This window comes from Pseudomonas sp. Pseusp88, assembly GCF_047303955.1.
Classification (GTDB): Bacteria; Pseudomonadota; Gammaproteobacteria; order Pseudomonadales; family Pseudomonadaceae; genus Aquipseudomonas.
Genome location: NZ_JBGLYM010000042.1, coordinates 1 through 24,836 on the forward strand (window position 1 = coordinate 1; position 24,836 = coordinate 24,836).

Here is a 24,836-nt window from a genome sequence, read left to right on the forward strand (position 1 = left end):
CCGCAGTTTCCTGCTCAACCTGATCGAAGGCGTTGTAGTGCATCTCGCTGACCAATGTTTCGGTCTGCTCGTTTTCGACGAGAGTGAGCACCACCGATTTCAACTGGCCCGCGACGGTCTGCGCAAACCGTTGGCTATTGCCCATGGCATCGGCCTGTTCGAGAGTTTCGCCCAAGGCGTTGAATGACCAACCCGACGCACATTCAGCGGCCTCCAGTAACTCATCACGCTCAGCTTCAGGCAGCGGCCAGTCCGGCATATCCGGCTCAAGAAGGAAGCGCCGAACTTCACTCACCGGTGAACCCAACAGGTTGTAATCCGGCCAACGCAGGGTGCCCGCAGGATCGTCGTGACGGGTCAGTTGGTTGCATTGGTTGTGTACCGTCGCGTCCGGACCGCCATAGGTGAAGCGCTCGATGATTACAGGACTGTCCGATTCGCGGGCAAGCTTCGCTCCAACGGGATCTGCATTGGATTCTTCGCTTATCGCTATGGGGCGCAGGAGTTCGTCGTATGCGGTTTGCCGATGGCTGCCACGACCATCCCAACCCTCGATCACTTGACCCGCCTCGCCCAACAGCGCCAGTCGCCAGCCGGCATCGACGCTGTTGGTCAGCAATGCCTGGCCTGAAAGGCTGTACACCGTGGTCAGGTTGGGGGCGGACAAGCGTGGATCTCGTTGTGTTGTCAGCTGCGCAGCGTCGTTCCAGGTCATCGTTGTCGGCAGGGGGACGGGTTCGTCTTCGCTCGGGGTTCTGCGATAGGCGACGGCAATGAGGGGTAATCCGCGCCCATCGGCGGCGCGGATGTGAGGAGTGTGAGCATGCAACGCATGACTCATACCTGTTGTCCCGCCGCTCTCAGGGCCAGTACTTCTTCTGCCGTGTCATTTTCATCTTCGCTGATGGTGTACCAGGCCCGGTATGTCTGGCGGCGCATGTAGCCTTTGGCGGTGAGGGTGATGGTCGGACGCCCCAGCGGGTCGTAGAACTGTCGGTCGAAGTAAGCGTGATTGCGCAGGGACTGGTCCTTCACATAGACATGGCTATTGGCGAAGTAGGGGCGGTAGACCCGGACAACCAAACCCTTATTGTTGTATTCCACTCGCTCGCTGACGCGCCAGCGCGGTGAGGCGTGGACGTATTTCGGTTTGCCACCTTCCAGTACGATATTACCGCTCGAGTCGACCTCGTAGGCTTCGCCATCCTCCACCAATTGGCGGGTTTGCAGGGTACGGCCGAAGCCATCCACCGATACCAGGCTGATACGGATCTGCTTGTCTGGATCGTCCGGGTAGCGGTCTGCCAGAAGTACTGCGGTGGCGTAAGGAATGGTTCCGGGTTGGTGGCTGAGGTTCGCGTCGTAGTAAATGACGCTGGCCTGCTGCTTCAGGCAGAGCTCCGGTGAATTGATGGCAGTAGAGGTGCCGCCCTGAAAGCGGGCTTTCGGATCGAGCGGTGCAAAGCCAACTTCCTGGCCAGCCTCGGTGCCGTAGAAACTGGTTGCCCACAACCGGCCGAACGCATCGTAATCCGCTTCCTGGGTGTTCTGGTTGGGGTCGACAATGCTCCGCGGCTGCAGGACGCGGTAGTCGTAGGTGGCGCGGGTGGTGCAGCCCACTGCATCGGTGACGCTGATCACGAACAGGTTGTAGGGATCGTATTCGACCGTGGTCCAGCCATGGCTGCGAGTGGGGCGGAAGGTCTCGACGCGGTAGAAGTCTTCCGGCCCGGCGTAAGTGGCGAAGCCGCGTTTGACCGACCATAGGTTGAGGCCGTCGGCGGGCAGGAAATCGGGCATTCGCTGATAGCCGACCTCGGTCAGCCGGGCCGCCAGTTGATCGCTATCCATAACCCGTTCGTAGGCGCCGAGAGCGTTGTCGTCGAGTTCGGCAGTTTCGCTGGCATCGGCCAGTGCCTGGAAAGTCGCTTCGCCTTCACCGCAATCAATATACCGCTGCACCGACAGGCCGGTGAGGGTGCGGGGCAGGGCGGCGAAGGGGCCGCCCGGATCAACGAAGCTTTCGTAGCGGATCTGCGCCGGTGTCAGTGCGGTCGCGGCAACCACCATGGCGTTGCTGCGCAGCCGATAGGGCAGGCCCAGACGCCAGCTATCGCGCACGTCCAGGTGAATGGCGGTGGCGCGGGTTTCGTTGAGGTAGACGTTCTGCTGTGCCGGGTCATGGGCGTCCCGCCACCAGCGCTGCTGATGTTCGTCGGCAAAGGGCGGTGGATCGCCCGGTTTCTTCCTGCGCGCGTAATTGACCACGACACCGTGGGTGAGGCTGCCAAAGCGATCCCAGGCCAGGTTCAGGCTGTGGTCGCACATGGGGTCGTCGAGTTGTTCGGACTCGTAGCGATAGCCGATGGATTCCAGTTGCAGAGGCAGCATCAAGGCGTAAGGCTGGTAGGGGCTCAGCGGGCGTAGCTGGCGTACCAGATAGCGATTGGCCTGGACCGAATACAGCACGTCGGGTTGTTGCTGGTCGTCGAGGCCGAAGACCTCGGTGCGCAGGAGCATGCCGCTCAGGGCACGGGCCATTTCCTGCAGAGTCGCCTCATCGGCATCGTCCATGAGCTGTTCGCTCTGGCTGTCCGCGTCGTAGTGCGACAGCAGGTGTTCGCCCAGTGGTACGGCCTGCAAGTCGCTGCTGTCGTAGTCATCATGGGGCCGCTGCGGGTGGCGTCCGGTATGAAACCAGGTCTTGGTCAGTACCGGGGCGGTGAACCCTTCCTGAATCTGGGGGGTGGCCTCGGTATCGGTCTGCAGGACCAGGCCGAAGCCGCGGAATTCCCGCTCCCGTGGGTCGTAAAAACCCTGGCGATATTTGAAGAGCTGGGTCAGGGTGGTCTCGGTGACGGTATCCAGCTGGGTCTGTTTGACCACCACATGGACCGGGAACGGCAGTTCTGAAACGGCACGCTTGCCAGCACTGCGCAACGCCTGTTTTTCATCCAGCCATTCCTGAGCCGAGCTGCGATAAACCACCGAGCCTTTGGCGCCCATGTGATTGTCGGTGGTCTTGAGCAGGTAGGGCTTGTGCAGCGTACCCGCGCGGTTCGCCGCGTAGTGCAGGCACCAGTGACGGGGCGTCATGTGCGGGACGGTCAGGACCAGGCTGGAGAAACCAAGGCCTTGCAGGTCGGCAATATTGACCTGGCAGAAACGGTCATAACGCACCCCGGCAGGCCAGTCTTGCTGGAATTCCTCGGCCAGGCCATTGCCGCCCTCGTTCATGAATATGCGGATATGGTCCGCCTGCAGGTACAGCACGTCAGCCGCGCCGGAGCCGTCCATATCGGCCAGCCGTACCCGGCCTGCGTCAAATTCCTCGTAGCTGAACGGCAGGCGGGCGAATAACTGCCCCTTGCCGAAGTGACCGCGACCCAGGTTGGGCCAGAAGCGGATTTCGTTGTAACGAATTCGTATCAGGTGCTGCTGCCCGGTGCCCAGCAGATCACTGAAGGCCACCAGTTCGTTGGGGCTGTCGCTGAGCAGGGGCAAACGATCATCGTCATGGGCCACATCCACCGGCGCGGCGAACCCCTCGGCGCGGCGGTTGGCATACAGGCGCACACTGCGTGGGCCGATCAAGGCCAGGTCGGACAGCCCGCCGCCGACCAGGTCGGCCATCTGCCCCTGGGGGTGGAAGAACTCGGGGGGAAATGCCAAAAAGGGCGAGAAACCTGACCAGCTGTGGTCCGGGTTGAGCGTGAAAAAGCCTGCCATGCCCGGCTGGGCGACGATCCAGTCCAGTTTTCCTTCGCCGGTCAGGTCGGCGAGGGACTGGCGTACCGGGGTGTTTGCATCGGCGGTCGGAATGCTCGGCAATGGCTCCCAGGGGCCGTAGGCGACGGCGTCCGCGCTGCCCGTTGTTGCCCGTAACGGTTCGCGGTACAACCAGGCTTTGTCACTTCGATAGAGCACGCCAGGCAGGCCGTCGCCGTAGAGGTCGACCATCTGGTATTGCTGCCCGTCATTGAGCCCCGGCAAGGACTCCAGCGGAGTGAAAATATCGTAGTCGCTGTCGAATTCGCTGTAGGTAAATCCCAGGGCCGGCTGGCGATTGAGGACCTTCGAGATCGTCCCGTCCCAGGCCTGGGCATGGGCGGCGGCGAGCAGGTTGTATTTAAGAGCGGTCTCCTTGTACTCCAGCAGCAGGCGTTGAGTCAGCAGCGGGGAGTCAGGCAGTTCATCGGGGAAGTGGTGAAACATCAGCACCTGCTGGCAAAGGCGCAGGTTGCCCAGCTCGAACCCGTAGGCAAAACTCGAATGCGGATCGCTGCGCACCGGCCATGGCTGCAGTTCGTCATAGCCGGGTTTGGCGGTCATGCCGGTGTCGCGCTCGCCGTAGTCGAACAGCAGATCAAAGTGCCAGCGCAGCTCGTCCAGCGACGCTTCGTCCCATAGATACAGCGTGTCATGCGCCTCAAAGTTGCCGTAGCGCACCCTGCACAGATAGCACTGGGCAATGAAGTCGCGGGGATGGTCTGTCGGCAGGCCGACCTCATCCTCACCCTTGTATTCGTAAAGAATGTGCTCGCCCAGAGGGTTCATGCTCTCTTCCAGCAGCCATTCGGCGACCCGATTGGAGTCGGCCGGGTCGGTGCTGCGCGACGAGGCTTTTTTGCCGTAGAAATGCAGGCTGCCGTCGGCGCCATGGATCAGCCAGAAGCCGGGGTCAATGGTCTCCGTGCGCCAGTGCTCGATCAGGTCGAATGCGCCTTCGACGCGGGCAAAGTAACGGATCACCTCATAGGACTGCCCGTCGTCGCCCTCCAATGGGCGGGCGTTGATGGAGCCATCCTCTTTGCGATCAGGCAGCCAGACCTCGCCACTGGGACCGAGAATCACATCGTCGTCGTTGTAGAGCGGTACGCCTTTAGAGGCGCGCCGTGCGACGCAGCCCATATTCAGGTTCCAGCCCAGGCCGAACAGGCCGTTGCCCGTACTGCTCTGATACATGAGCGACAGGGCGGGGCTGTAACCGCGTCCGGGGCTGACAGGCAGGGCGATCTCCAGCGACGCCGCACCGCTGCTACCCACCGGGCCCCAGCCTTTGCCGATGCTCTGGATGGCGCCGCCGCCCTTGGGTAATTCCGGCTTGGCAATCATCGGTTGTTGTGACTGTTGGTCTTGAGTGTTCATGGCAATATAGAGGCGAAGTAGCTCACCTTCCATCAGTAGTGATGCTGTTTAAGTTTGTTGGCTTTTTGCCAGTAAATTAGTTACGCGTCCATGCTCGATGCTTATCGTTAGTGTGCAGTAAAGAGTTGTAGTGTTCTTCAGGCTTGTCCAGTAATTGAAAGGCTATTTTTTACTTTTTTGAAAACATCTTATTTTTCAATTTCTTATATTTAATAATTAAAAATATAGTTTTTACTTCTAATGGTTATAGGTTGATTAATGCCATTTATCCTTTTCTGGTTTCGAGTTCGGATGGCTGTGCTTTCCTTGCAGTAAGGAGTAACTTTCTCAGGGTGAGTCGCCACCATGGCAAGCAAACAAAACAAAAGCGCTGGCGTACAATCGGCCTTAACAATACTGCTGAAAAATGCCAATCAACCTGAGGCCCGGCAGGCTGCGCTCGGCGGGCAATTTCCTTCGGTATTCAGCATTGCCAGAAGCAATACCGAACAACTGCTCAAGTCTGACGTTCAGTTACATATCTCAGAGGCGCGTAGCCTGCACGCCAAGGCTATCGCCATGACTGCAATGATTGCCCGGCAGTTTCGTGAACAGCGGCTGACCGCCTCGGTGCGCAATGCGGTGCGCAGTGATCGCGGGATCAAGGGCCTGGTCGATGCGCCGACCTACACCGATATGTTCAACCCCGACTGGGCTAACCATTGCCCGCCCGATGCCATCGAAGCCACCACGTCGCCGGTTGCCTATCTGGCTGACTTGTACCGGGAAGCTCAAGCGGTCGAGGCGACCGCCGATCAGGAACGTGCCCTGAAGCTGGCTGTCCGGCGCCCTGATCTGGCCGACCTGATGCTGGACCATACCGCGCTCAACCGCGTCGAACCGACCCTGGTGCTGGTCAACGACATTCTCAATACCTCGATTCGCAGCTACCTCGATGGCATCAGCCTGGAGGACAAGTCTGTTGATGATGTTTTGTTGGAAACCCGTTACCCCTTCACGTTGCCCTATGAGCGCTATCAACAGCAGATCAATTACGTACTGAACCGCAAGCAACGCCTGCCGGGGGATCCGATTCGGGCGGCGGATCCGGCCTATCCTTATTTCAAGGAACCGGGGGTGCATTCGCTGCTCTCTGATATCGCGTTGATTCAGGATTCTGGCCTCGGGCCGGTGCAACAAGGGTTGCTGGTGGAAGCGCCGCATACCCTTCCGGATGAGGGCGACGAGACGGCGCCCGCTACGCAGCGCATCAATCCCAGAAATGGCAGGCTTGAAGGTACATCGACGTTCACTCAGTTTTTCAAGGATAACTTCGGCACTGAAAACAGTTATGAGTTGGCCAATACCCAGACGTTTTGCCTGAGAACCGGGCTGACCACTGACCAGCTCGACGCGCTGTTGTCGATAGGCCCCTATGCGCCGTCGTTGTCGCCCAATGTTCAGGGCGAAGGGGAGGACGATGACGTCGACGGTTCGGCATTCGGCTCGGTTTATATCAATGCCGGGCAGAGCCCCGGCATCTCAATCGAGTCATCGGAGCAGAACGGCGTACCCGTGCATCGCTTGATCCATTGCCCGATCGAACGCTTCGACCGTCTGAACCGGATGATCCGCCTGGCGCGTTGGCTGGATCTGCCCTTCGATGAGGTGGACCAGCTACTGACCGCGTCGCAGCAGGCCGAGTACCGAGCAGCCAATAACGTTCGGCGCACAGTGCAGGCCGATAGCAGTGCACCGCATCTGATCACCCAGGACACCCTGCGTGCCCTCGGGCTGTTTCAGAGGGTGCGCAGCCGCTATAAGGTCCCGGCGCAGGATTTTGCGGCCATGCTCTATGGCCTCGGCGTCCACGCCAGGGGCAAAAAGCAATCGCAGTTCGACCAGGTGTTCAATAGCCAGGCGATGTTTTCCATCCCGCTGATTCTCGACGGCACGCCTTTTATCGTGACGCCCTCCAACGAGGCCGAACGGCAGAAGGTTGATCATCTGTGCGCCGCCCTCGGCCTGACGTATGAGATGTACCGCTTCGTTGCCAAGGTGGTTGAACAGTCTTGGGCCGATGCGCCACTGCTGTGGTCCCGGGAAGTCGTCTCGGCGTTTTATCGGCTGGTCAGACTGCCGCGCTATATCGGCCTGAGTACCATCGAAGCACTGGCGTTGCTGGAGGTGCTCAACGACGGCGGCAGTCAACTGATTGCCAGGCTCGCGGGTGTGCCGCGTATTGCCTCGTACTACGCCTCGAGCAACACCGACACCCTGAGTGTGATCCATGCCCTGGCGGATTGCGCAACCTGGTTGCAGGACCACCAATGGACCGTGGCGCAACTGTGCCACCTGGCCTTGCCCGCCCTGACTCAGCCGGTGGCCACCGATGCTGAACGCAATCTGTTGCAACAGCTGCATGCGCGGCTTGGCTCGGCGCTGATTACCGACAGCAGCTTCGCGCAAATCGGTGCACCGGACTCATCGGAAACCCAGCAGACCGATGACAGTGGGTCGCAGTTCTATCTGAGTGAGCCGATTGACTGGTTTGCCGGGTTGAGCGCGTTCATTGATCCGGGAGCCATCTCGCCGGCTACCAAGGGATTGGTCAAATACCTGAACGGTGAAAACGATGAGATTTTTGAAGAGTCGCTCAGCAGTGCGGTGAAAGGCGTATTGGATCAATATGGGCTGCCCGTTGAAGAGCTGCATCCGAAGATCACCAATATGATCATGCGTGCCAGGGGCGCACAGAATGCCTTGCTGATGGAGGGGCTCGGTGGCTACCTGGATACTTCCGCCGATCTGGCGAAGGCGTTGCTGTTCTGGAGCGGCGGCAATCGTTATCAATTGTTGCTGGAGGTCGTGCGGGTATTTGGGCCCAGTAACACCAGTGGCGTACCCATCGGTGACGAGATATTGCTGGTGCTGGATGCACTGTCCAGGCGGGCGACGGTCTGCAGTCATCTGGCGCTGAGTCCGGCGCTGGTGACTCACTATGTTGAACACCCTGACTGGTTTGGCCTGCCTGATGCCGGGTTATCCCTGCCATCCCTGTATTCCCTCACGCACTATGCCCAAGCCCTGCGCCTGAGCGAGCAGAGCGAAGACACCCTGCTCAACTATTTCCGGCTGATCAATACCTTGTGGGAAAACGCGACCGAGGGCGACAAACGCCTGATCCGTGACAGCGCGGCCAATAAACTCGCCGGTTTCCTGCGCTGGGGAGTCCGTGACGTGCTGGCAGTAGCAGTGCAGCTACATCCTGACGATGGCGTGATCTTTACCCTGGCCGACTTCGATGTACTGGTACGGGTATGCCTGCTCGGTCGCCATACCGGGCTGGACGCCAACGCCTTGCTGGCACTGCATGAACTGACCCCGACGACCTCGACCGAGCAATACCGCAAGGCCGCAGCGCTGGCTCTCAGTTGCCTCACCGACGCCCCGCCTGCCGGGACGGTTGGCGAGGTCGGGCAAAGCCTTTCCCGTGTCATTACCGTGACCCCGGATTATCTGGTCGCCCGGCGTGAAAGCGAGTTCGCGACGTACACCATTACCTTGCAAGACTTCCTGGATCGGCCATTGAGCGATGTGACTGTCACGTGGACGAGCGACTTGGGTGGTCTGGATCAGCCTTCCACCGTTACCGACGAAAACGGGCAAGCCTCGACCACTCTGCAGAGCGGGAACGTCATGGGCGTTGCTCATATGGTTGCTGAGTATGGGCTTGGCGAGACGTTGCGAGCGCCTGTGGTAATCATTGGTTGCGATGAGGGTTCTCTGGGCTTCACCAATCCTGAACGTGCGCCTTCGAAGGCGCTGGCGAACAACATCGGCGTGATCAGCTTCGATGTCGAGTTGGTCGATCAGTTTGGTAATGCCGGGGTGGATCAAGTCATTACCTGGGTGACGACACTGGGTGCATTTGAGCGGTATCAGACGTTGGTAAATGGTGACGGGAAGGGCAACGCAAGGCTGCGAAGTTTGGACCATGGTGAAGCATCCGTCGAAGCGCAACACGCAAACGGAAAATTTATGAGGTTTCAGCCGGTAGAGTTCGAAAGTATTCCGTATTTTCAGTTTGTAAGATTCTCCGGGGTAGTGATTGTCGAAGTTGAGACGGAGTTAGTGTGTCGGCTGGTAGAGCTTAATGGCAGCCCTGTGGAGCCTGAAACTGTCGTGTTGTGGAGTGCCGACGTTCCCGGTCTAGCGGGCACTGAGAGTAAGACGGATGCTGAGGGGTATGCACGTATGCGCTTCAGGGCGTCTGAGGTAGGTGAGGTAGTAGTGACGGTGAGCTCCGATGACGCGAATGAACCTAAATCAACTAGTAAAACCACTATTTATCAACCGGTGGAAATTGAGCGATACGAGGCATCAACTGACTATTATGTTGTCGGTAGTGGCGACCCCGTAATATTTACTGTTTGGCTGCGAGGCGGCGGTGAGCTGCCAGCGGGGTTTCCAATTGAATGGTCTGTTGATGGCAAAGAACCGGTAACGATCAAAGCAGATGGTTCTGGCGTTGGCCGATTTAGTGAAAGATTTGAACAGGGACCCCATACCATCGTAGCCACTGTTGGTGGTGGAGGGGGAAGTTGTGACTTCTCTGTTGTAGGTGGGCCTTATTTTACCTGTGATGCTAAGTTTGTACCCGACCTGATTGACGGGGAAATGCTTTATCATAGAGTCGGGTTTTATACTCTGACTGTTACATTGATGGACGGTTCCGGAGACAGCATAGCCGGAATTCCTTTTACTCTTGAGAGTGTTGGAGCGGATCCGGGTTTTTATAATGTTTACTGTCCTGATTTTGGTAAGGTCGTCACTTCAACTCGCGATGGTTATAGATTTGCGATAGGCGTTGGTATTAATTCTTATAACTACCTCTTGGGTGATATCAAGCTTCGGGTGGGACGGTCTGTGTCTTCTGTTGATCTTGATTGTAAGGTTGGAGAGCGGTATACGTTGCTGGCGATAATTAACAATCAGGTAGGCTATTATATTGGTGCCTATGTGCAGGGTGGGGATTATTATCCACTGTACCCTCAATCTCAGACTCCGGATAAACCAGAGCCGACCTGGTTTAAAGAGCGCGATCTTGTTTTTTCTTGTCCGTCACGTAGTTGGCAAAAAACTGTGCGCCTTCGCTGGGTTTCCGGAAGGCCCTATTGGAGTTTGCCTTGGGAGTCGGAAGGGCCGCAGATAGGCGACACTGTCAGTATTACTGAGTTGAGCGAGGCTGATGGCTATGTGTTTTATATACAGGGTGATACCCGCCTGAACAAGCTATAGAGTGCCTGGTTAGCGAGCGGTAACTAATTGTTGCGACTGTGCAGGAAGCATTATCATGCAAGAAAAAATAATTCCCCAACTCGAAGAACAACGCCGAGACGCTCTGGTTGCGTATTACCTCGGCCAAATAGTCCCATCAAGTGAAACCGCGGCGCCGCTGGGGATCGTCACGCCCGACGATCTCTATGAATACCTGCTGATTGACAATCAGGTCAGTGGCGAGGTCGAGACCAGCCGTGTTGCGCAAGGCATGGCCAGTATTCAGCAATATATCAATGCGATCTATAACGGCATGGAGCCGGGTTACGCGCAGGGCTTTGATGATGAGCGTTTGCGGCTGTGGCGCGAGGGCATGAGTGAGTACAGTATCTGGGCCGGTTACCAGATGATCGAGGATTATCCGGAGAACTATATCGACCCGACGCTGCGCCTGGGCAAGACCAGCCAGTTCCAGACCTTCGAGGCCGAGCTGGGGCAAAGCCGGATCAGTGAAGATTCCGTGCAGACGGCATTGAAGAACTATCTGGACAGTTTTGAGGTGGTCAGCAATCTGCAGGTCGTGGCTTGCTATGTTGATGGTGAAGACTTTAAACAGGCTGATTATTATTTTTTCGGGCGGCAAAATGTCGAGCCGTTTTCGTACTACTGGCGCAAGGCAAAAATCGATCTTGATCAAGACAGTACCCAAGTTATGCCGTCGGCCTGGACAGAATGGAAAAGTATTGATGTCGCGTTCGATGCCAAAGTGACTCATGTGCGCCCGGTGGTGGTTGATGGCCGGTTGCATATTGTCTGGGTCGAAATGGGGCAGCCCGAAGTAGACGACAATGGAATAAAGACCGGTAAACATTATTACCGGGCAAAAATGGCCTATAAAAAAATCTCGGATATGTGGTCGCCGGCAACGCTTATCTTTGAAGGACTGACCAATAGAGATGATTTAGGTAACGCCTCGGGAAGTTACTTTTCTTTGTTTGCGTGCATGGATATGCGTTTGGCTGGTGATCCCCGTCTAGTAATTTGCTTTCAATTTCATAGTGAGCAATCATCTCATGATGCTGTGGGTGCGGCGGAGCCAGAAGACTTTTTGCTGGTCTTTGATAAGCAATTTAATATGGTGGATGTCTCAGGTGAACTCGCTGAGCTATACGCAATTTCGGCTTCAATGGTGAGTAAAGATCAAAATAGGGTGCAATATCCATTAGCTGGAAAGTATGCGGAAGGTTTTAACGAATGGATACTGAACGGGGTTACATGGGATGAGGGCGGTAGTAGTATTCCCGGGGGCGGCGATGGAATAAATCAGTTCCTTGATCTTGGCGTGAGCTTGCGCACGGTGGGGGGGGGCTGTGAATTGGTTATTCTAGGTGCTTGCGCAGCGAGACGATTCAAACGCCATGATTTCACGCTTTCAATATCACGCTCATACAGTATAATGAACGCGGTACACTTCGAGTTTAAAGTTACTGGAAGCCCGAATGGGTTTTTTCTGGAAGTCACTACTAATAGTCCGAAAACTGAAGGAGGTGTGGTTGCTATTCTCAAGTACAAAGATGTGGATAAGATGACATTGCGTCCTGAACATTTTGAAATAGTAGAAAGCGATGGTTCTAAATCGTATAGGGCTTGGGTAGTGTTGGATGATATTCCGTTCGGGGATTCAGATTCTTTAACTCGAGAGGATGTGCGCGAGGGAGCGGGATTCACATTGGTTCTTTTGGGTGGCGCACGTTCTTTATTCAATGTTGGGAATTCTTATTCGGAAGTAATGATCCCCGTCACTTGCGAATTTGGTGTTTGGGATGATTCACGTAGCTTGTTATATGATTTGACACTCAATGGCGCAGCCAGAACGTCTATTAGTCACTGGTCTTGGATTGGTCAAGGGGTTACCAAGTCAATTTTTTTTGGTGTCAGGGCTGAGGAGTTGGCTTTGGGGTATAATAAATTTGATATAACCAGAGCGCCCAAGGTTGGCCCCGTTCCAACTGTTTTAACTACGGCTGATGGTGGCCAGTTCATCGATATGACCTCGCTCAATTTGCCGCGATTAAAATATATTCGTCTTAACACCACATTTGCAAAAGAACTGGTCAAAGGCGCAGAGCGATCATTGAAAAGCGTGTTTAGTTGGCAGACCCAGCATACCTCCGAACCACCGGTGCCCGAAACGACTGAGTTTTTACCTCTGGACTTCAAAGGCGCCAATAGCCGCTATTTCTGGGAGTTATTTTTTCATGTGCCACATCTGGTTGCCCACCGCCTGCATACAGAATTCGACTATTTGGGCGCGGAAAACTGGCTGCATTATCTATTCAATCCTCTGGTACGTATCGCGCCTTTGTATCCCCCACCCGCCGCGGATCATCCCTATTGGGTCAGCCGTCCACTGACGTTCGCTGATGATCCATCTTATGAATGGGGCGGGTTGGGCAATCCGGATGCCATCGCCTATGGCGCGCCGTCGCATTATCGCAAGGCGATTTTCGTGTTCTACCTGAATAACCTGATCGCCCACGGTGACATGCTTTATCGGCAGTTGACTCGCGACACCCTCAGTCAGGCACAGTTGCTCTATGTACGCGCCGCTTCGTTGCTGGGGCCGCTGTCCAAGGGGCGCAGTATCAGTCAGTGGACCCCGAGGACGCTGGAAGAAGCGGCTGAATATGACGATGAGTTGTTTGCCAGCCATGAGGCCTCGGGGCTCAAATGGCTGGAGCACGATATCCCGAGCCGCACCGAAGGCCAGCCATGGCTGCGTCTGCTCGATGCGCCGTGGTTCCGTCTGCCGGTCAACGTGCAACTGCTTGATCTGTGGGAGCGCCTGGCACTACGGCTGTATAACCTGCGCCACAACCTGACCCTGGATGGCAAGACCATGTCGCTGCCGCTGTACGCGCCGGCGGCCAATCCCTTTGATCTGTTGCGCGCCCAGGCAGCCGGTGGCGGCAGCGGGCAACGGCGCCTCGGCTCTCTGGCGATTATCCCGCCCTATCGCTTCCGGGCCATGCTGCCCAGAGTGCAGAACGCGGTTGAATCGCTCATGCGCTACGGCGAGCAGGTGCGCGGTTACATGGAGCTGCGTGATCGCGCGCATCAGGAAGAGCTGCAGCAGTCTCACGTGCTGGAGTTATCCGCGTTCGGCGAGACCCTGCAGGCGCAGATGATCGAGCAGGCGGTTGCTTCGCGGGAGGCGCTGGTAGGCAGTCGGGTCGTGATTGAGTCGCGCAGGGCGTACTACGAAAAACTGATGGAGGAGGATGTCAGTGCGGGGGAAAGAAAAGCACAAGGGTTGCGGGAAGACGCCTCAAACGTCGAGCTATCGTCGAATATATTGTCGGCAATCGCGGGTTATGCCGATGTGGTTCCTACCATTGCGGGAACGTCCGTCGGTGGCTGGCGACCATCGGCCATTCCCGCAGGGTACGCAGCGACGCTCCAGGCCAGTGCTGTTTACGTCATGCGCAAGTCCGAACAAACCCTGATCAGCGAACAATACCGCCGTCGCCGCGTCGAGTGGCAATTCCTCGCCCGCCAATCCGAGGAGGAGCTGGAGGCCATCGACCTGCAGATCGAGACCCAGGACATCGCCATTACCGCAGCGAAAACCAGCCTCGAACAAGCGGTCAAAGCCCAGGAACAAGCGCAGATTTACTACAGCTTCCTGAAAAATCGTGCCGCAGGTCCCGCGTTGTACCAATGGCTGTTGAGTCAGCTGTCGACCTTGTACTTCCAGGCCTACGATGTCGTGTTGTCGATGTGCTTGAGCACCGAAGCGTGTTGGCAATATGAAATCGGCGATCGCGATACGCGATTCATTTCCACCAGCGCCTGGGCTGATAATCGCCACGGGCTGACAGCAGGCGAGACCCTGAAGCTGGGGTTGATGCAGATGGAATCAGCGTTTCTTACGCGCCACGAGCGCAGGCTGGAACTGACCAAGACCATCTCCCTGAAAACCCTGCTCAAGGATTACGACCCCGGCGCGGGCTCTCAGGATACGTCGCCATTGGCCACGGGCTGGGAAGGTGTATTGGAACAGTTGAAAAGCAAAGGTGAGATTGTCTTCGATCTGAAGCCTTCGCTGTTCGACAAGGATTATCCCGGGCATTACCTGCGTCAGCTGGTACGGGTTTCGGTATCGATACCTGCGGTCATCGGGCCGTATGAGGACGTGCGGGTCATGCTGACTCAGCAGAGCAGCAGCACGTTGTTGAAACCGCAGATCGCCGGTGTACGCCACCTTTATAAAGAGTCCGGTGAGTTGCCCCAGGAAGAAGACGATGAGATCACTGACCAGACCCATATTGTTGTCAATCCGAGGACCTATCAGCAGATCGGTATTTCCAGCGGCATTGATGACCATGGTCTGTTCATGGTGGATTTTGGCGACGAGCGGTATTTTCCGTTCGAAGGCACAGGCGCTATTTCCCGCTGGACCCTTGCCTTTCCGCGTCAGAAATCCGAGCGGCAGATTGCGATTCTCGACTCCCTGACCGATATCATCCTGCATGTGCGCTATCTGGCCGTGGATGGCGGCAAGGTGTTCACTGAGCAGGTGGAGAAACTGGTGGCGGCAGTGGAAGAGGGTGAAGGGGGTAAGACAGTGTAAAGACGGGCGCCGGTCTCTTCCCTATTGATGCCGGCACCACAATAAAAAAACCCGCATCACTGCGGGTTTTTTTCAGAGGTTTAAAGCGCTTATTGCACTTCCACCGCCAAACTGTCGCTGATTTTCTTCTGCCAGATCGCAGGACCGGTGATATGCACCGACTCGCCCTTGGCATCGACGGCGACGGTCACCGGCATGTCCTTGACCTCGAACTCGTAGATCGCTTCCATGCCCAGCTCGGCAAAGGCCACGACTTTCGATTTCTTGATCGCCTGGGCCACCAGGTAGGCGGCGCCGCCGACGGCCATCAGGTACACGGCCTTGTGGTCCTTGATCGCTTCGATGGCGGTCGGGCCGCGCTCGGATTTGCCGATCATGCCCAGCAGGCCGGTCTGATCGAGGATCTGCCGGGTGAACTTGTCCATGCGCGTGGCTGTGGTCGGGCCCGCCGGGCCGACGACTTCTTCGCGCACCGGATCAACCGGGCCGACGTAGTAGATGAAGCGACCCTTGAGGTCCACCGGCAGGGTTTCGCCCTTGTTGAGCATTTCGACCATGCGCTTGTGCGCAGCGTCGCGGCCGGTGAGCATCTTGCCGTTGAGCAGGACGGTTTCGCCCGGCTTCCAGCTTTGCACGTCTTCCGGGGTCAGGGTGTCGAGGTCGACACGGCGGGCCGACGGGCCTGCTTCCCAGACGATTTCCGGGTAGGCGTCCAGCGGTGGCGCTTCCAGGGAAGCCGGGCCGGAACCGTCGAGCACGAAGTGGGCGTGACGGGTGGCGGCGCAGTTGGGGATCATGCACACCGGCAGGGACGCGGCGTGGGTCGGGTAGTCCATGATCTTGACGTCGAGCACGGTGGTCAGGCCACCCAGGCCCTGGGCGCCGATGCCCAGTTGGTTGACCTTTTCGAACAGCTCAAGACGCATCTCTTCGATACGGTTGGACGGGCCGCGCTTTTTCAGCTCGTGGATGTCGATGGACTCCATCAACACTTCCTTGGCCATGACCGCGGCTTTCTCGGCAGTGCCGCCGATGCCGATGCCGAGCATGCCCGGTGGGCACCAACCGGCGCCCATGGTCGGCACGGTCTTCAGAACCCAGTCAACGATCGAGTCGGACGGGTTGAGCATGGCCATCTTCGATTTGTTTTCCGAACCGCCGCCCTTGGCCGCCACGTCCACTTCCACGGTGTTACCCGGGACGATGGAGTAGTGGATGACCGCCGGGGTGTTGTCCTTGGTGTTTTTGCGCGCACCCGCCGGGTCGGCGAGGATCGAGGCGCGCAGGACGTTCTCCGGCAGGTTGTAGGCGCGACGCACACCTTCGTTGATCATGTCGTCCAGGCCCATGGTGGCGCCGTCCCAGCGCACGTCCATGCCGACGCGCACGAATACGGTGACGATGCCGGTGTCCTGGCAGATCGGGCGATGACCGGTGGCGCACATGCGCGAGTTGATCAGGATCTGCGCCATGGAATCGCGTGCGGCAGGCGACTCTTCACGCAGGTAGGCCTCGTGCATGGCCTGGATGAAGTCCACGGGGTGGTAGTAGGAAATGAATTGCAGGGCGTCGGCAACGCTCTGAATCAGGTCATCTTGCTTGATCACGGTCACGGGGTGCGCTCCTCTGATAAGGACGGGAACATTTTATGTGCTGGCATCCGCACAGCTGCAACGGGTGTAGCAGAGCTGTCAGGTCGCGGTTGCAAACAGGGCGCGGCAGTATACCCCTTGAACAGCTACGGTCCATCCACCGCTTGTGCAAGAGACTGTTGTGGTGGGTGATAAGGCGGTGGGGGGAGGGTGGTGTTGTGGGGTATACACATCGCAGTGGGAGCTGTCGAAGGCTGCGAATGGATCTACCTGATACACCGCTATCGCAGCCTTCGGCAGCTCCTACAAAAATCGCATGCCCATTCAGATGATGGTTAACAGGTATGTCTTGAACATGCGGACTAGGCAACCCGCAAGCGTAGCGCTAGAGTGGTTGCTTCGTGCCACTACGGGAAGGAATCCTTTTGAGCACACCCCGTGGCAGGTTGATAGCCAACACCAGGCAGACCCTTATTCTTCAGCGTTTCGGGATGGCCGCACTGACCTATGTCGTGGTGCTCGCCTTGACGTGGCTGGCAATCTGCACCGGCGACCTGGCCCAGCCGCTGCCGGTGGCGCTGGTCAGCAGCAGTCTGGTGCTGGTAAGCCAGTTGGTCCTGCTGGCGGTCTTCGTCAGCGGCTGGAACCAGCGCTTCGCCGACCCGAGCCTGACAGAGTTCCAGGTATTGCTGGCCATCGCCTGGTTGACCTGGCTGCTGGCCTGGCTGGATGGCTCGCGCGGTACTTTCCTGGCGCTGTATGCGCCGATTTTGCTGTTCGGCCTGTTCCAGCTCGATGCCAAAGTGTTCGCCCGCTGCGCGGTCATCGTCTTTCTGTGCTTTCTCGGGATCAATGCCCGTGAGTGGCTGATGCTGCCGTCGCCTGCACCGTTCGGCCATGTCCTGGTGCAGACCTGCGTGTTGTTCGTCATGCTGGCGTGGCTGAGTGTATTTGCCGGTTATGTGCAGGCCCAGCGCGGGCGCATGCGTCAGCGCCGCCTTGCCTTGCAGGCGCATCAGGACACGCTGCGCGGCATGATGCGCCAACTCGAAGAAGTGGCCGCCACCGATGAGCTGACCAATCTGTACAATCGCCGCTACTTTCTGCGCATGGCCTCTCGTGAGTTGCACGGGATGCACGATGAGCAGACCCACGGCCTGGCCCTGATCGATCTGGATCACTTCAAGCGCATCAACGACGCCTACGGCCATGCGGTCGGTGATCGGGTGTTGCAGACGTTTGCCAGGGTCACCCAGAGCAGCCTGCGCGAGAGCGATATTCTGGCGCGTTATGGAGGCGAAGAATTCGTGATGTTGATTCCCCGTTGTACCCAACATCAGCTGAGCGACTGCTGCGAACGGGTGCGCCAGGTTTTTGCCGGGGCCGAGCTTGAAGGCGTGGGTGACGTGGAGCTGAGCCTGTCAGTGGGCATGACCCTGCTGCGCTGGGGCGATGATCTGGATACGGCCCTGCAGCGTGCCGATCAGGCGCTGTATCAGGCCAAGCGTGACGGGCGCAACCGCTGCGTTGCCGCTTGGGAGCAGGCCAATGCCTGAGCTGCGGGTGGGTGACCGGCGCTGGTCGGTCGCGGCGTCGAGCAATCTGCTGGACGCCTTGAATCAGGCGGGCGTTAGCGTGCCTTACAGCTGTCGGGCAGGGAGTTGCCATGCCTGTCTGGTGCGTTGCGTGCAGGGTGAGCCACTGGATGCCTTGCCGGACGCGCTGGAGGCGGGCAAGCGCCAACAGGGCTGGCGTCTGTCCTGTCAGTGCCGGGTCGTCGAAGACCTGACGGTGGAAGTGTTCGATCCGTTGCGTGACGGCCTGCCCGCCCATGTCGCCGCCTGCGACTGGCTGGCGCCGACGGTGTTGCGCCTGCGTCTGGAAGCGCAGCGGCCGCTACGTTATCGCGCCGGGCAGCATCTGGTGCTGTGGACGGCCAATGGCGTGGCCCGGCCTTATTCGCTAGCCAGCCTGCCGGGGGAAGATCCCTGGCTGGAGTTTCATCTGGACTGCCGCCAACCCGGTGCCTTCATCGACGTCGCCCGGCAATTGCAACCCGGCGATAACTTGCGCCTGGGCGAGCTGCGCGGTGGCGCCTTGCGTTACGACCCGGACTGGCAGGAGCGACCCTTGTTACTGATGGCAGCGGGCACGGGGCTGGCGCCGCTGTGGGGGCTGCTGCGCGAGGCGCTGCGTCAGGATCATCAAGGGCCGATTCACCTGATTCATCTGGCGGCCGAGCACTACCTGGCGGACGAGTTGAACGCCCTGGCGGCGGCCCACAGCACTCTGACGGTGCAACAGGTGACGGTAGAGCAGTTGCCTGCCCTTCTGGACGGGTTGCGCCTGCTGCCGCGGCAGACCATGGGCCTGTTGTGCGGCAGCCCCGGTCGGGTGGAGCTGTTTGCCAAGCGACTGTACCTGGCAGGGTTGCCGCGTAATCAGTTGTTGGCGGATGTTTTTGTCGGGCAGGCGGATTGCTGACGGCTGAGCGAATCCAGTGAGCGCGAACTGTGGGCGAATTCATTGGCGAAGGGGCCAGTACATCCAACACATTTGGCGGCGTCCGAAATAAAGCTTTCGCGAATGAATTCGCTCCCACAGTAGTGCGTGAATATCATCGGATCTGTGGGAGCGGATTCATCCGCGAAGGGGCCAGTACATCCAACACATTGGCGGCGTCCGAAATAAAAGCTTTCGCGAATGAATTCGCTCCCACAATAGCGCGTGCATATCGTCGGATCTGTGGGAGATTCATTGGCGAAGGGGCCAGTACATCCAACACATTTGGCGGCGTCCGGAATAAAGCTTTCGCGAATGAATTCGCTCCCACAGTAGTGCGTGAATATCATCGAATCTGTGGGAGCGGATTCATCCGCGAAGGGGCTGCTCTGGCTTTAAATCAAACATAGAATCTCCCACACAGTCAGGCATTGAAGATCGCCACTCTAATGAAAAAGCCCCGGTCTCATCACTGAGCCGGGGCTTTTCTATAAGGCCTGAGCCTTAGACCATTGGGTCGCCAACGTGCAGGATTTTCATGCCGTTGGTGCCGCCGATGGTGTGGTAGCTGTCGCCCTTGGTCAGGATGACCCAGTCACCTTGCTCGACCAGACCGCGCTTGAGCAACTCGTCCACCGCCGACTGGCTGACCTGGCCTGGTGGCAGGTTGGCCGGATCGAATGGCACGGTGTAGACGCCACGGAACATGGCGGCACGAGCCTGAGTTGCGCGGTGCGGGGAGAACGCATAGATCGGCACCGAGGAGCGGATGCGCGACATGATCAGCGGGGTGTAGCCGCTTTCCGTCAAGGCGATGATCGCTTTCACGCCGGGGAAGTGGTTGGCGGTGTACATGGCCGCCAGGGCGATGCTTTCGTCGCAGCGAGTGAAGGACTCACCGATGCGATGCTTGGAGCTCTTGCCGGTCGGATGACGTTCGGCGCCCATGCAGATGCGGGCCATGGCCTGCACCGCTTCCACCGGATAGGAGCCGGCGGCGCTTTCGGCCGAGAGCATCACGGCATCGGTGTAGTCGAGCACGGCGTTGGCCACGTCGGACACTTCGGCGCGGGTCGGCATCGGGTTGGTGATCATCGATTCCATCATTTGCGTGGCGACGATCACGGCCTTGTTCAGGGTGCGCGCGTGGGCAATGATTTTCTTCTGTACGCCAACCAGCTCGGCGTCGCCGATTTCCACACCCAGATCGCCACGGGCAACCATGACGGCGTCACTGGCGCGGATCAGGGCATCGAGGACTTCGTCATCGGCCACAGCTTCGGCACGTTCGATCTTCGCTACCAGCCAGGCGGTGCCGCCAGCCTCGTCGCGCAGTTGCCGGGCGTATTCCATGTCCGCCGCATCGCGCGGGAAGGAAACGGCCAGGTAATCCAGGTCCATTTCTGCGGCGAGCTTGATGTCCTGTTTATCTTTTTCCGTCAGGGCCGGAGCCGTCAGGCCGCCACCGCGACGGTTGATGCCTTTATGGTCCGACAGCGGGCCACCGATCAGCACGGTGCAGTGCAGTTCGTCAGCGGTCTGGGTGTCGACGCGCATGACCACGCGACCATCATCGAGCAGCAGTTCGTCGCCCACGCCGCAGTCCTTGACCAGGTCCGGATAGTCGATGCCGACGATCTGCTGGTTGCCTGCGGTCAGGGGATGAGCAGTGGAGAAGGTGAATTTGTCACCGACTTTGAGTTCAATGCGCTTGTCAGCGAATTTGGCGATACGGATTTTCGGGCCTTGCAGGTCACCCAGCAGGGCAACGAAGCGACCGTGCCGTGCGGCAATCTCGCGGATCAGCTTGGCGCGAGCCTTGTGCTCGTCCGGGGTTCCATGGGAAAAGTTCAGGCGGGCAACGTCCAGACCCGAGAGGATCAGTTGCTCGATGACTTCGGGCGAGTTACTGGCGGGGCCAAGTGTGGCAACGATTTTGGTACGGCGAACGGTCATGCACAAACTCCTTAATTGAAGCGCAGCGAGAGGCTACTACTGTCTTGGGCTGTAGTCATTGTTCCTTTGCACTACCTCGAAGATGATCAGCCGGGCAAATGGCAGACGATTGGCGATCAATCTGCCCTGTAGAAATGGCGGCGCAGGCCGATAGCGTGCAGAGCACAGGAGAGTCCCATGCGTATCGTGATGATTTTAGTATTGCTGGCTGCTGTCAGCGGTTGTACCCGTTGGTCGATGAATTCGAATCTCAACAGCGCCTACCGTGATTTCGAGCGCGGTGACTGCGATGCCGTGATGCTGGACCTGTCCAAGGTCGATCGGCAGAGTCGTGCGCGGCGATACATCCAGCCGGAGGTATCGATGTTGCGCGGGCAGTGCCTGGAGCGACAAAAACTCTATGTCGACGCCGCGCAGACATATCAATACATCATGACTCAGTTCCCTTACAGCGAGTATGCTTTCCGGGCTCGTGCACGTCTGGATACGCTTTCCCAGCTCGGCCATTATCGTGGCAATGCGCCAGCCGCAGTCACCACTCCGGCTCCGCTGTGAGGTAACAAGAGTTTTACACCCAATTGGATGAGCGGCCATGAATTTGAGTGGCTGTCTGCCATCTATGCGCTAGTCTCTGTAACGCGGGTGAGATCAAGGGCATCACAAATGCCCCGGAACCCGCCGGAGCTTTCCACAATCTGACGTGGTGAGTTCAAAGCATTAGCGCGACCATGCTCAATGGTCCTCGATGGCGACCTTTCCATGCTCAATCGAAGAATCGAACGGCATCAATTGCCTTGTTTTCTGCAGGTTTACAATCGTTATACCGGCAAGACCCTGGGGTATCTCGGCAATATCTCCGACGAAGGCCTGATGCTGATCAGTGATCTGCCCTTGTTGGTAGGGGCGGTCTTTGCCCTGTCCCTGCAAGTGCCTGGCGGTGAACGCGGCCGACGTACGCTGGATATCAGTGCGCGTTGCCTGTGGTCACATGAAGATGAAACGCCGGGTCATTTCGACTCGGGGTTTTCCCTTGAAATGGCGCCCACTGAATATTTCGAATTGATCGCGGCATTGAAGTACTACTTCTGCTTTTATGCGGTGGAGGCTTCGGCCTGAATATCCTTTTGATCTGAAATGGGATCTTATGGAAGCCGCCCTGCTGGCGATCGAGTGCGAATTGCTCGCAACAGCAGCGCTAGCGGCTGGTCTGTCGCTAGCGCCAGCAAGTCGGCCACATAGATGTCCGCGCGCCTGTTTACAACGCTCCGGCCTTTTTCCAGCTTAGATAGCGGCTGACCAATTGCGGCCCCAGTTCGCCGGGACGTACGTCCAGTACCGGAATGCCATGGGCGCTCAGGCGTTCGTGTAATCCGGCACGGGCGTTGAGAAAGTCCACGGCGGCGCAGTAGGTCAGGGCCTCATCGTGGGTCTGCACGGTGGTCTGGCGCAGGGTGTCGAGCACATCTTCGCGCAGGCTTGCCACCAATACGCGATGTTGGCGGCCCAATTGCTTGGCAGCGGCCAGCAGTTCTTCGTCATCTTCGTCGCGCAGGTTGGTGATCAGTACCACCAGGGCGCGACGTTTCTGCCTGACCAGCAGTTCCCGCACCGCCTGGCTGTAGTCGGCCGGTCGCTGGCTGCACTCCAGATCATAGACACCATTGAGCAACTGGCTCAGTTGGCCCTGGCCCTTGACCGGCGCCAGGTAGCGACGTTGTTCGCTGGCCAGGGTACACAAGCCGACGGCGTCGCCCTGACGCAAGGCCACATAGCTGAGCAGCAGACAGGCGTTAAGGGCGTGATCGAAGTGACTGAGCTCGCCGTCCTGACTGCGCATGCGTCGGCCGCAGTCGAGCAGGAAAACTATCTGTTGGTCGCGTTCGTCCTGATATTCCCTGGCAATGGGCGTGCGTTGCCGGGCAGTGGCTTTCCAGTCAATCTGACGCAGGCTGTCGCCTTCGCGGAATTCGCGCAGCTGGTTGAACTCCAGGCCCAACCCGCGCCGCTGACGCTGACGCACGCCGATCTGGCTCAGCCAGTTATCCACAGCCAGTAACTGGCCACCGTAGAGCCGGGCAAAGTCGGGGTAGACCCGGGTGCTGCCGGGTACGTCCAGATAGCGACGTGACTGCCACAGGCGCAAGGGGCTGGGCAGATTGATTTCGCAGCACTCGAACTGAAAGCGCCCGCGTTTGAGTGGACGCAATCGATAGCCCAGCTCGCCGCGCTGGCCGGGACGCAACGTGATGCTCTGCGGCAGGTGTTCGGTCGCCAGGCCAGCCGGGGCGTGATCATGCAGGCTCAGGGTCAGGGTGACCGGGCTGTCATGCTCGATATCCATGCGCACTTCGCTCCAGCGACCCAATGCCAGGCTGCCTGGCATGTGCCGTTGCAGGCGTGGCGAAGGCCTGCGCAGGAGCCAGATGGCGTCGAGCAACCCCAGCAAGGCCACCGCCACCAGTACAGCGACGAATCCACTGGCCGCCCTGGCGGGCACGCTGATATCCAGCGCATTCAGGCTGCCAAGGATAATGGCTATACCCAGCAGCGCGAGCAGAATGCCCAGCAGGCTGCGCGAGGGCTTGAGGAGCTGTTTCACAGGCGCGGTGCCGGAACCTGATCGAGCATCTGGCGTAGCACCTGATCCACCGACAGGCCTTCTATGTCCAGCTCCGGCGACAGCCGTACACGGTGACGCAGCACCGCCAGGGCACAGCCTTTGACGTCGTCGGGAATGACGAACTCGCCACCGCGCAGCAAGGCCCGGGCCCGTGCGCCGCGGACCAGGGCAATCGATGCCCGCGGCCCGGCACCCAGGGTAAAACCCGGCCAGGTACGGGTGGCCCGGGCCAGGCGCACGGCATAATCCAGGACCTGCTCATCCAGTGGCAGTTCGCTGGCAATACGCTGCAGAGCTTGTACCTCCCGGGCATGCATCAGCACGCGCAAGGGTTGCACGTCGAGCATATCGGCGCGGCTGGAGCGGGTGACCTGGCGGACCATGGCCAGCTCTTCGTTGGCCTGGGGGTAGTCCATGCGCAGCTTGAGCATGAAGCGATCCAGCTCGGCTTCCGGCAGCGGGTAGGTACCTTCCTGTTCGATGGGGTTCTGGGTTGCCAACACCATGAACGGCTGAGCAATCGGCAGGGCGCGGCCTTCCAGGGTGACCTGACGCTCCTGCATGGCTTCGAGCAGCGCGGCCTGGGTTTTGGCCGGAGCGCGGTTGATTTCGTCGGCCAGCAGCAGGTTAGTGAATAACGGGCCCTTGCGCAGCTTGAACTGCTCGGTCTGCAGGTCGTAGACGGCGTGCCCGGTGACGTCGCTTGGCATGAGGTCCGGGGTGAACTGGATCCGCGCGAAATCGCCGCCGAAGCAACGGGCCAGGGCCCGGACCAGCAAGGTCTTGCCCAGCCCCGGCACCCCTTCGAGCAGTACATGGCCGCCGCCGATCAGGGCGGTCAGCACATCGTCGATCACGGCATCCTGACCGATCACCGCTTTGCGCAATTCATGGCGAATGGCCTGGGCCAGATGGCTGGCGCGCTGGCGTTGCCTGGTTTGGTGGTCGGGGTCGGGCGCCGTTGGCGCTGGCGCTGGTGGTTCGACGGCGACTGGTTCGCTGGTTGCGCCTTCAGGCCCGGTTTCGACCGGGGTATCGACTGCCGCGACGACTTCATCGGCTGCGGGAGTCATCATGCGCTTGTGAATGAACACATAGCGACCCGGGCTGGCGCTGTCCTGTGGGA

Annotated in this window: 11 protein-coding genes and 1 pseudogene; 6 read left to right on the forward strand and 6 right to left on the reverse strand. The window is 58.6% G+C overall.

Annotated elements, in window-relative coordinates:
* Positions 1-841: pseudogene (locus ACCD02_RS29360) on the reverse strand (toxin); the annotation flags it as partial.
* Complete coding sequence (locus ACCD02_RS29365; RefSeq protein WP_413309626.1) at positions 838-5,148, reverse strand: SpvB/TcaC N-terminal domain-containing protein; 4,311 nt, start codon at positions 5,146-5,148, stop codon at positions 838-840. The gene ACCD02_RS29365 and the pseudogene ACCD02_RS29360, both read right to left, overlap by 4 nt.
* Before the next feature lie 345 nt (positions 5,149-5,493).
* On the opposite strand from ACCD02_RS29365, the gene ACCD02_RS29370 reads away from it, so the two are divergent.
* Together ACCD02_RS29370 and ACCD02_RS29375 are read left to right on the forward strand one after the other, a co-directional pair.
* A complete protein-coding gene (locus tag ACCD02_RS29370; protein WP_413309628.1) occupies positions 5,494-10,428 on the forward strand; it encodes a Tc toxin subunit A in 4,935 nt (1,644 codons plus the stop codon).
* 55 nt (positions 10,429-10,483) lie between these two features.
* Positions 10,484-15,040, forward strand: a complete 4,557-nt coding sequence (locus ACCD02_RS29375) for a neuraminidase-like domain-containing protein (RefSeq protein WP_413309630.1) — start codon at positions 10,484-10,486, stop codon at positions 15,038-15,040.
* Positions 15,041-15,129: 89 nt separating this feature from the next.
* Here ACCD02_RS29375 and ACCD02_RS29380 read toward each other — a convergent pair whose 3' ends face one another.
* Positions 15,130-16,653: a fumarate hydratase gene (locus tag ACCD02_RS29380; RefSeq protein ID WP_413309632.1), complete on the reverse strand. Its 1,524-nt coding sequence runs from the start codon at positions 16,651-16,653 to the stop codon at positions 15,130-15,132.
* A 425-nt stretch (positions 16,654-17,078) separates the two neighbouring features.
* Between ACCD02_RS29380 and ACCD02_RS29385 the strand changes: the two genes are divergently transcribed.
* Together ACCD02_RS29385 and ACCD02_RS29390 are read left to right on the forward strand one after the other, a co-directional pair.
* A complete protein-coding gene (locus tag ACCD02_RS29385; protein WP_413309657.1) occupies positions 17,079-18,188 on the forward strand; it encodes a diguanylate cyclase domain-containing protein in 1,110 nt (369 codons plus the stop codon).
* Complete coding sequence (locus ACCD02_RS29390; RefSeq protein ID WP_413309634.1) at positions 18,181-19,116, forward strand: iron-sulfur-binding ferredoxin reductase; 936 nt, start codon at positions 18,181-18,183, stop codon at positions 19,114-19,116. The genes ACCD02_RS29385 and ACCD02_RS29390 overlap by 8 nt, the downstream gene beginning before the upstream one ends.
* Before the next feature lie 522 nt (positions 19,117-19,638).
* Here the strand turns inward: ACCD02_RS29390 and pyk are convergent.
* The gene (pyk, locus tag ACCD02_RS29395; protein WP_413309636.1) at positions 19,639-21,090 is read right to left on the reverse strand and encodes a pyruvate kinase; all 1,452 of its coding nucleotides are present in this window, start codon (positions 21,088-21,090) and stop codon (positions 19,639-19,641) included.
* A gap of 177 nt (positions 21,091-21,267) precedes the next feature.
* On the opposite strand from pyk, the gene ACCD02_RS29400 reads away from it, so the two are divergent.
* On the forward strand, positions 21,268-21,645 hold the full coding sequence (locus ACCD02_RS29400; protein WP_413309638.1) for a tetratricopeptide repeat protein: 378 nt from the start codon (positions 21,268-21,270) through the stop codon (positions 21,643-21,645).
* A gap of 204 nt (positions 21,646-21,849) precedes the next feature.
* Positions 21,850-22,206 carry a PilZ domain-containing protein gene (locus tag ACCD02_RS29405; RefSeq protein WP_413309640.1) on the forward strand — a complete coding sequence of 119 codons (357 nt, stop codon included), beginning with the start codon at positions 21,850-21,852 and terminating at the stop codon, positions 22,204-22,206.
* Between the two features lie 139 nt (positions 22,207-22,345).
* On the opposite strand, the gene ACCD02_RS29410 is transcribed toward ACCD02_RS29405, so the two are convergent.
* Entirely contained in the window at positions 22,346-23,689 is a 1,344-nt protein-coding gene (locus ACCD02_RS29410) for a DUF58 domain-containing protein (RefSeq protein ID WP_413309642.1), read from the reverse strand.
* A complete protein-coding gene (locus tag ACCD02_RS29415) occupies positions 23,686-24,783 on the reverse strand; it encodes an AAA family ATPase (RefSeq protein WP_413309659.1) in 1,098 nt (365 codons plus the stop codon). Before ACCD02_RS29415 ends, ACCD02_RS29410 begins: the two co-directional genes overlap by 4 nt.
* Between the last annotated feature and the right edge of the window lie 53 nt (positions 24,784-24,836).

Coding starts and splice junctions, on each gene's coding strand:
- ACCD02_RS29365 (WP_413309626.1), bottom strand. CDS start 5,148: ATGAACACTCAAGACCAACAGTCACAACAACCGATGATTGCCAAGCCG.
- ACCD02_RS29370 (WP_413309628.1), top strand. CDS start 5,494: ATGGCAAGCAAACAAAACAAAAGCGCTGGCGTACAATCGGCCTTAACA.
- ACCD02_RS29375 (WP_413309630.1), top strand. CDS start 10,484: ATGCAAGAAAAAATAATTCCCCAACTCGAAGAACAACGCCGAGACGCT.
- ACCD02_RS29390 (WP_413309634.1), top strand. CDS start 18,181: ATGCCTGAGCTGCGGGTGGGTGACCGGCGCTGGTCGGTCGCGGCGTCG.
- pyk (WP_413309636.1), bottom strand. CDS start 21,090: ATGACCGTTCGCCGTACCAAAATCGTTGCCACACTTGGCCCCGCCAGT.
- ACCD02_RS29400 (WP_413309638.1), top strand. CDS start 21,268: ATGCGTATCGTGATGATTTTAGTATTGCTGGCTGCTGTCAGCGGTTGT.
- ACCD02_RS29405 (WP_413309640.1), top strand. CDS start 21,850: ATGCTCAATCGAAGAATCGAACGGCATCAATTGCCTTGTTTTCTGCAG.
- ACCD02_RS29415 (WP_413309659.1), bottom strand. CDS start 24,783: ATGACTCCCGCAGCCGATGAAGTCGTCGCGGCAGTCGATACCCCGGTC.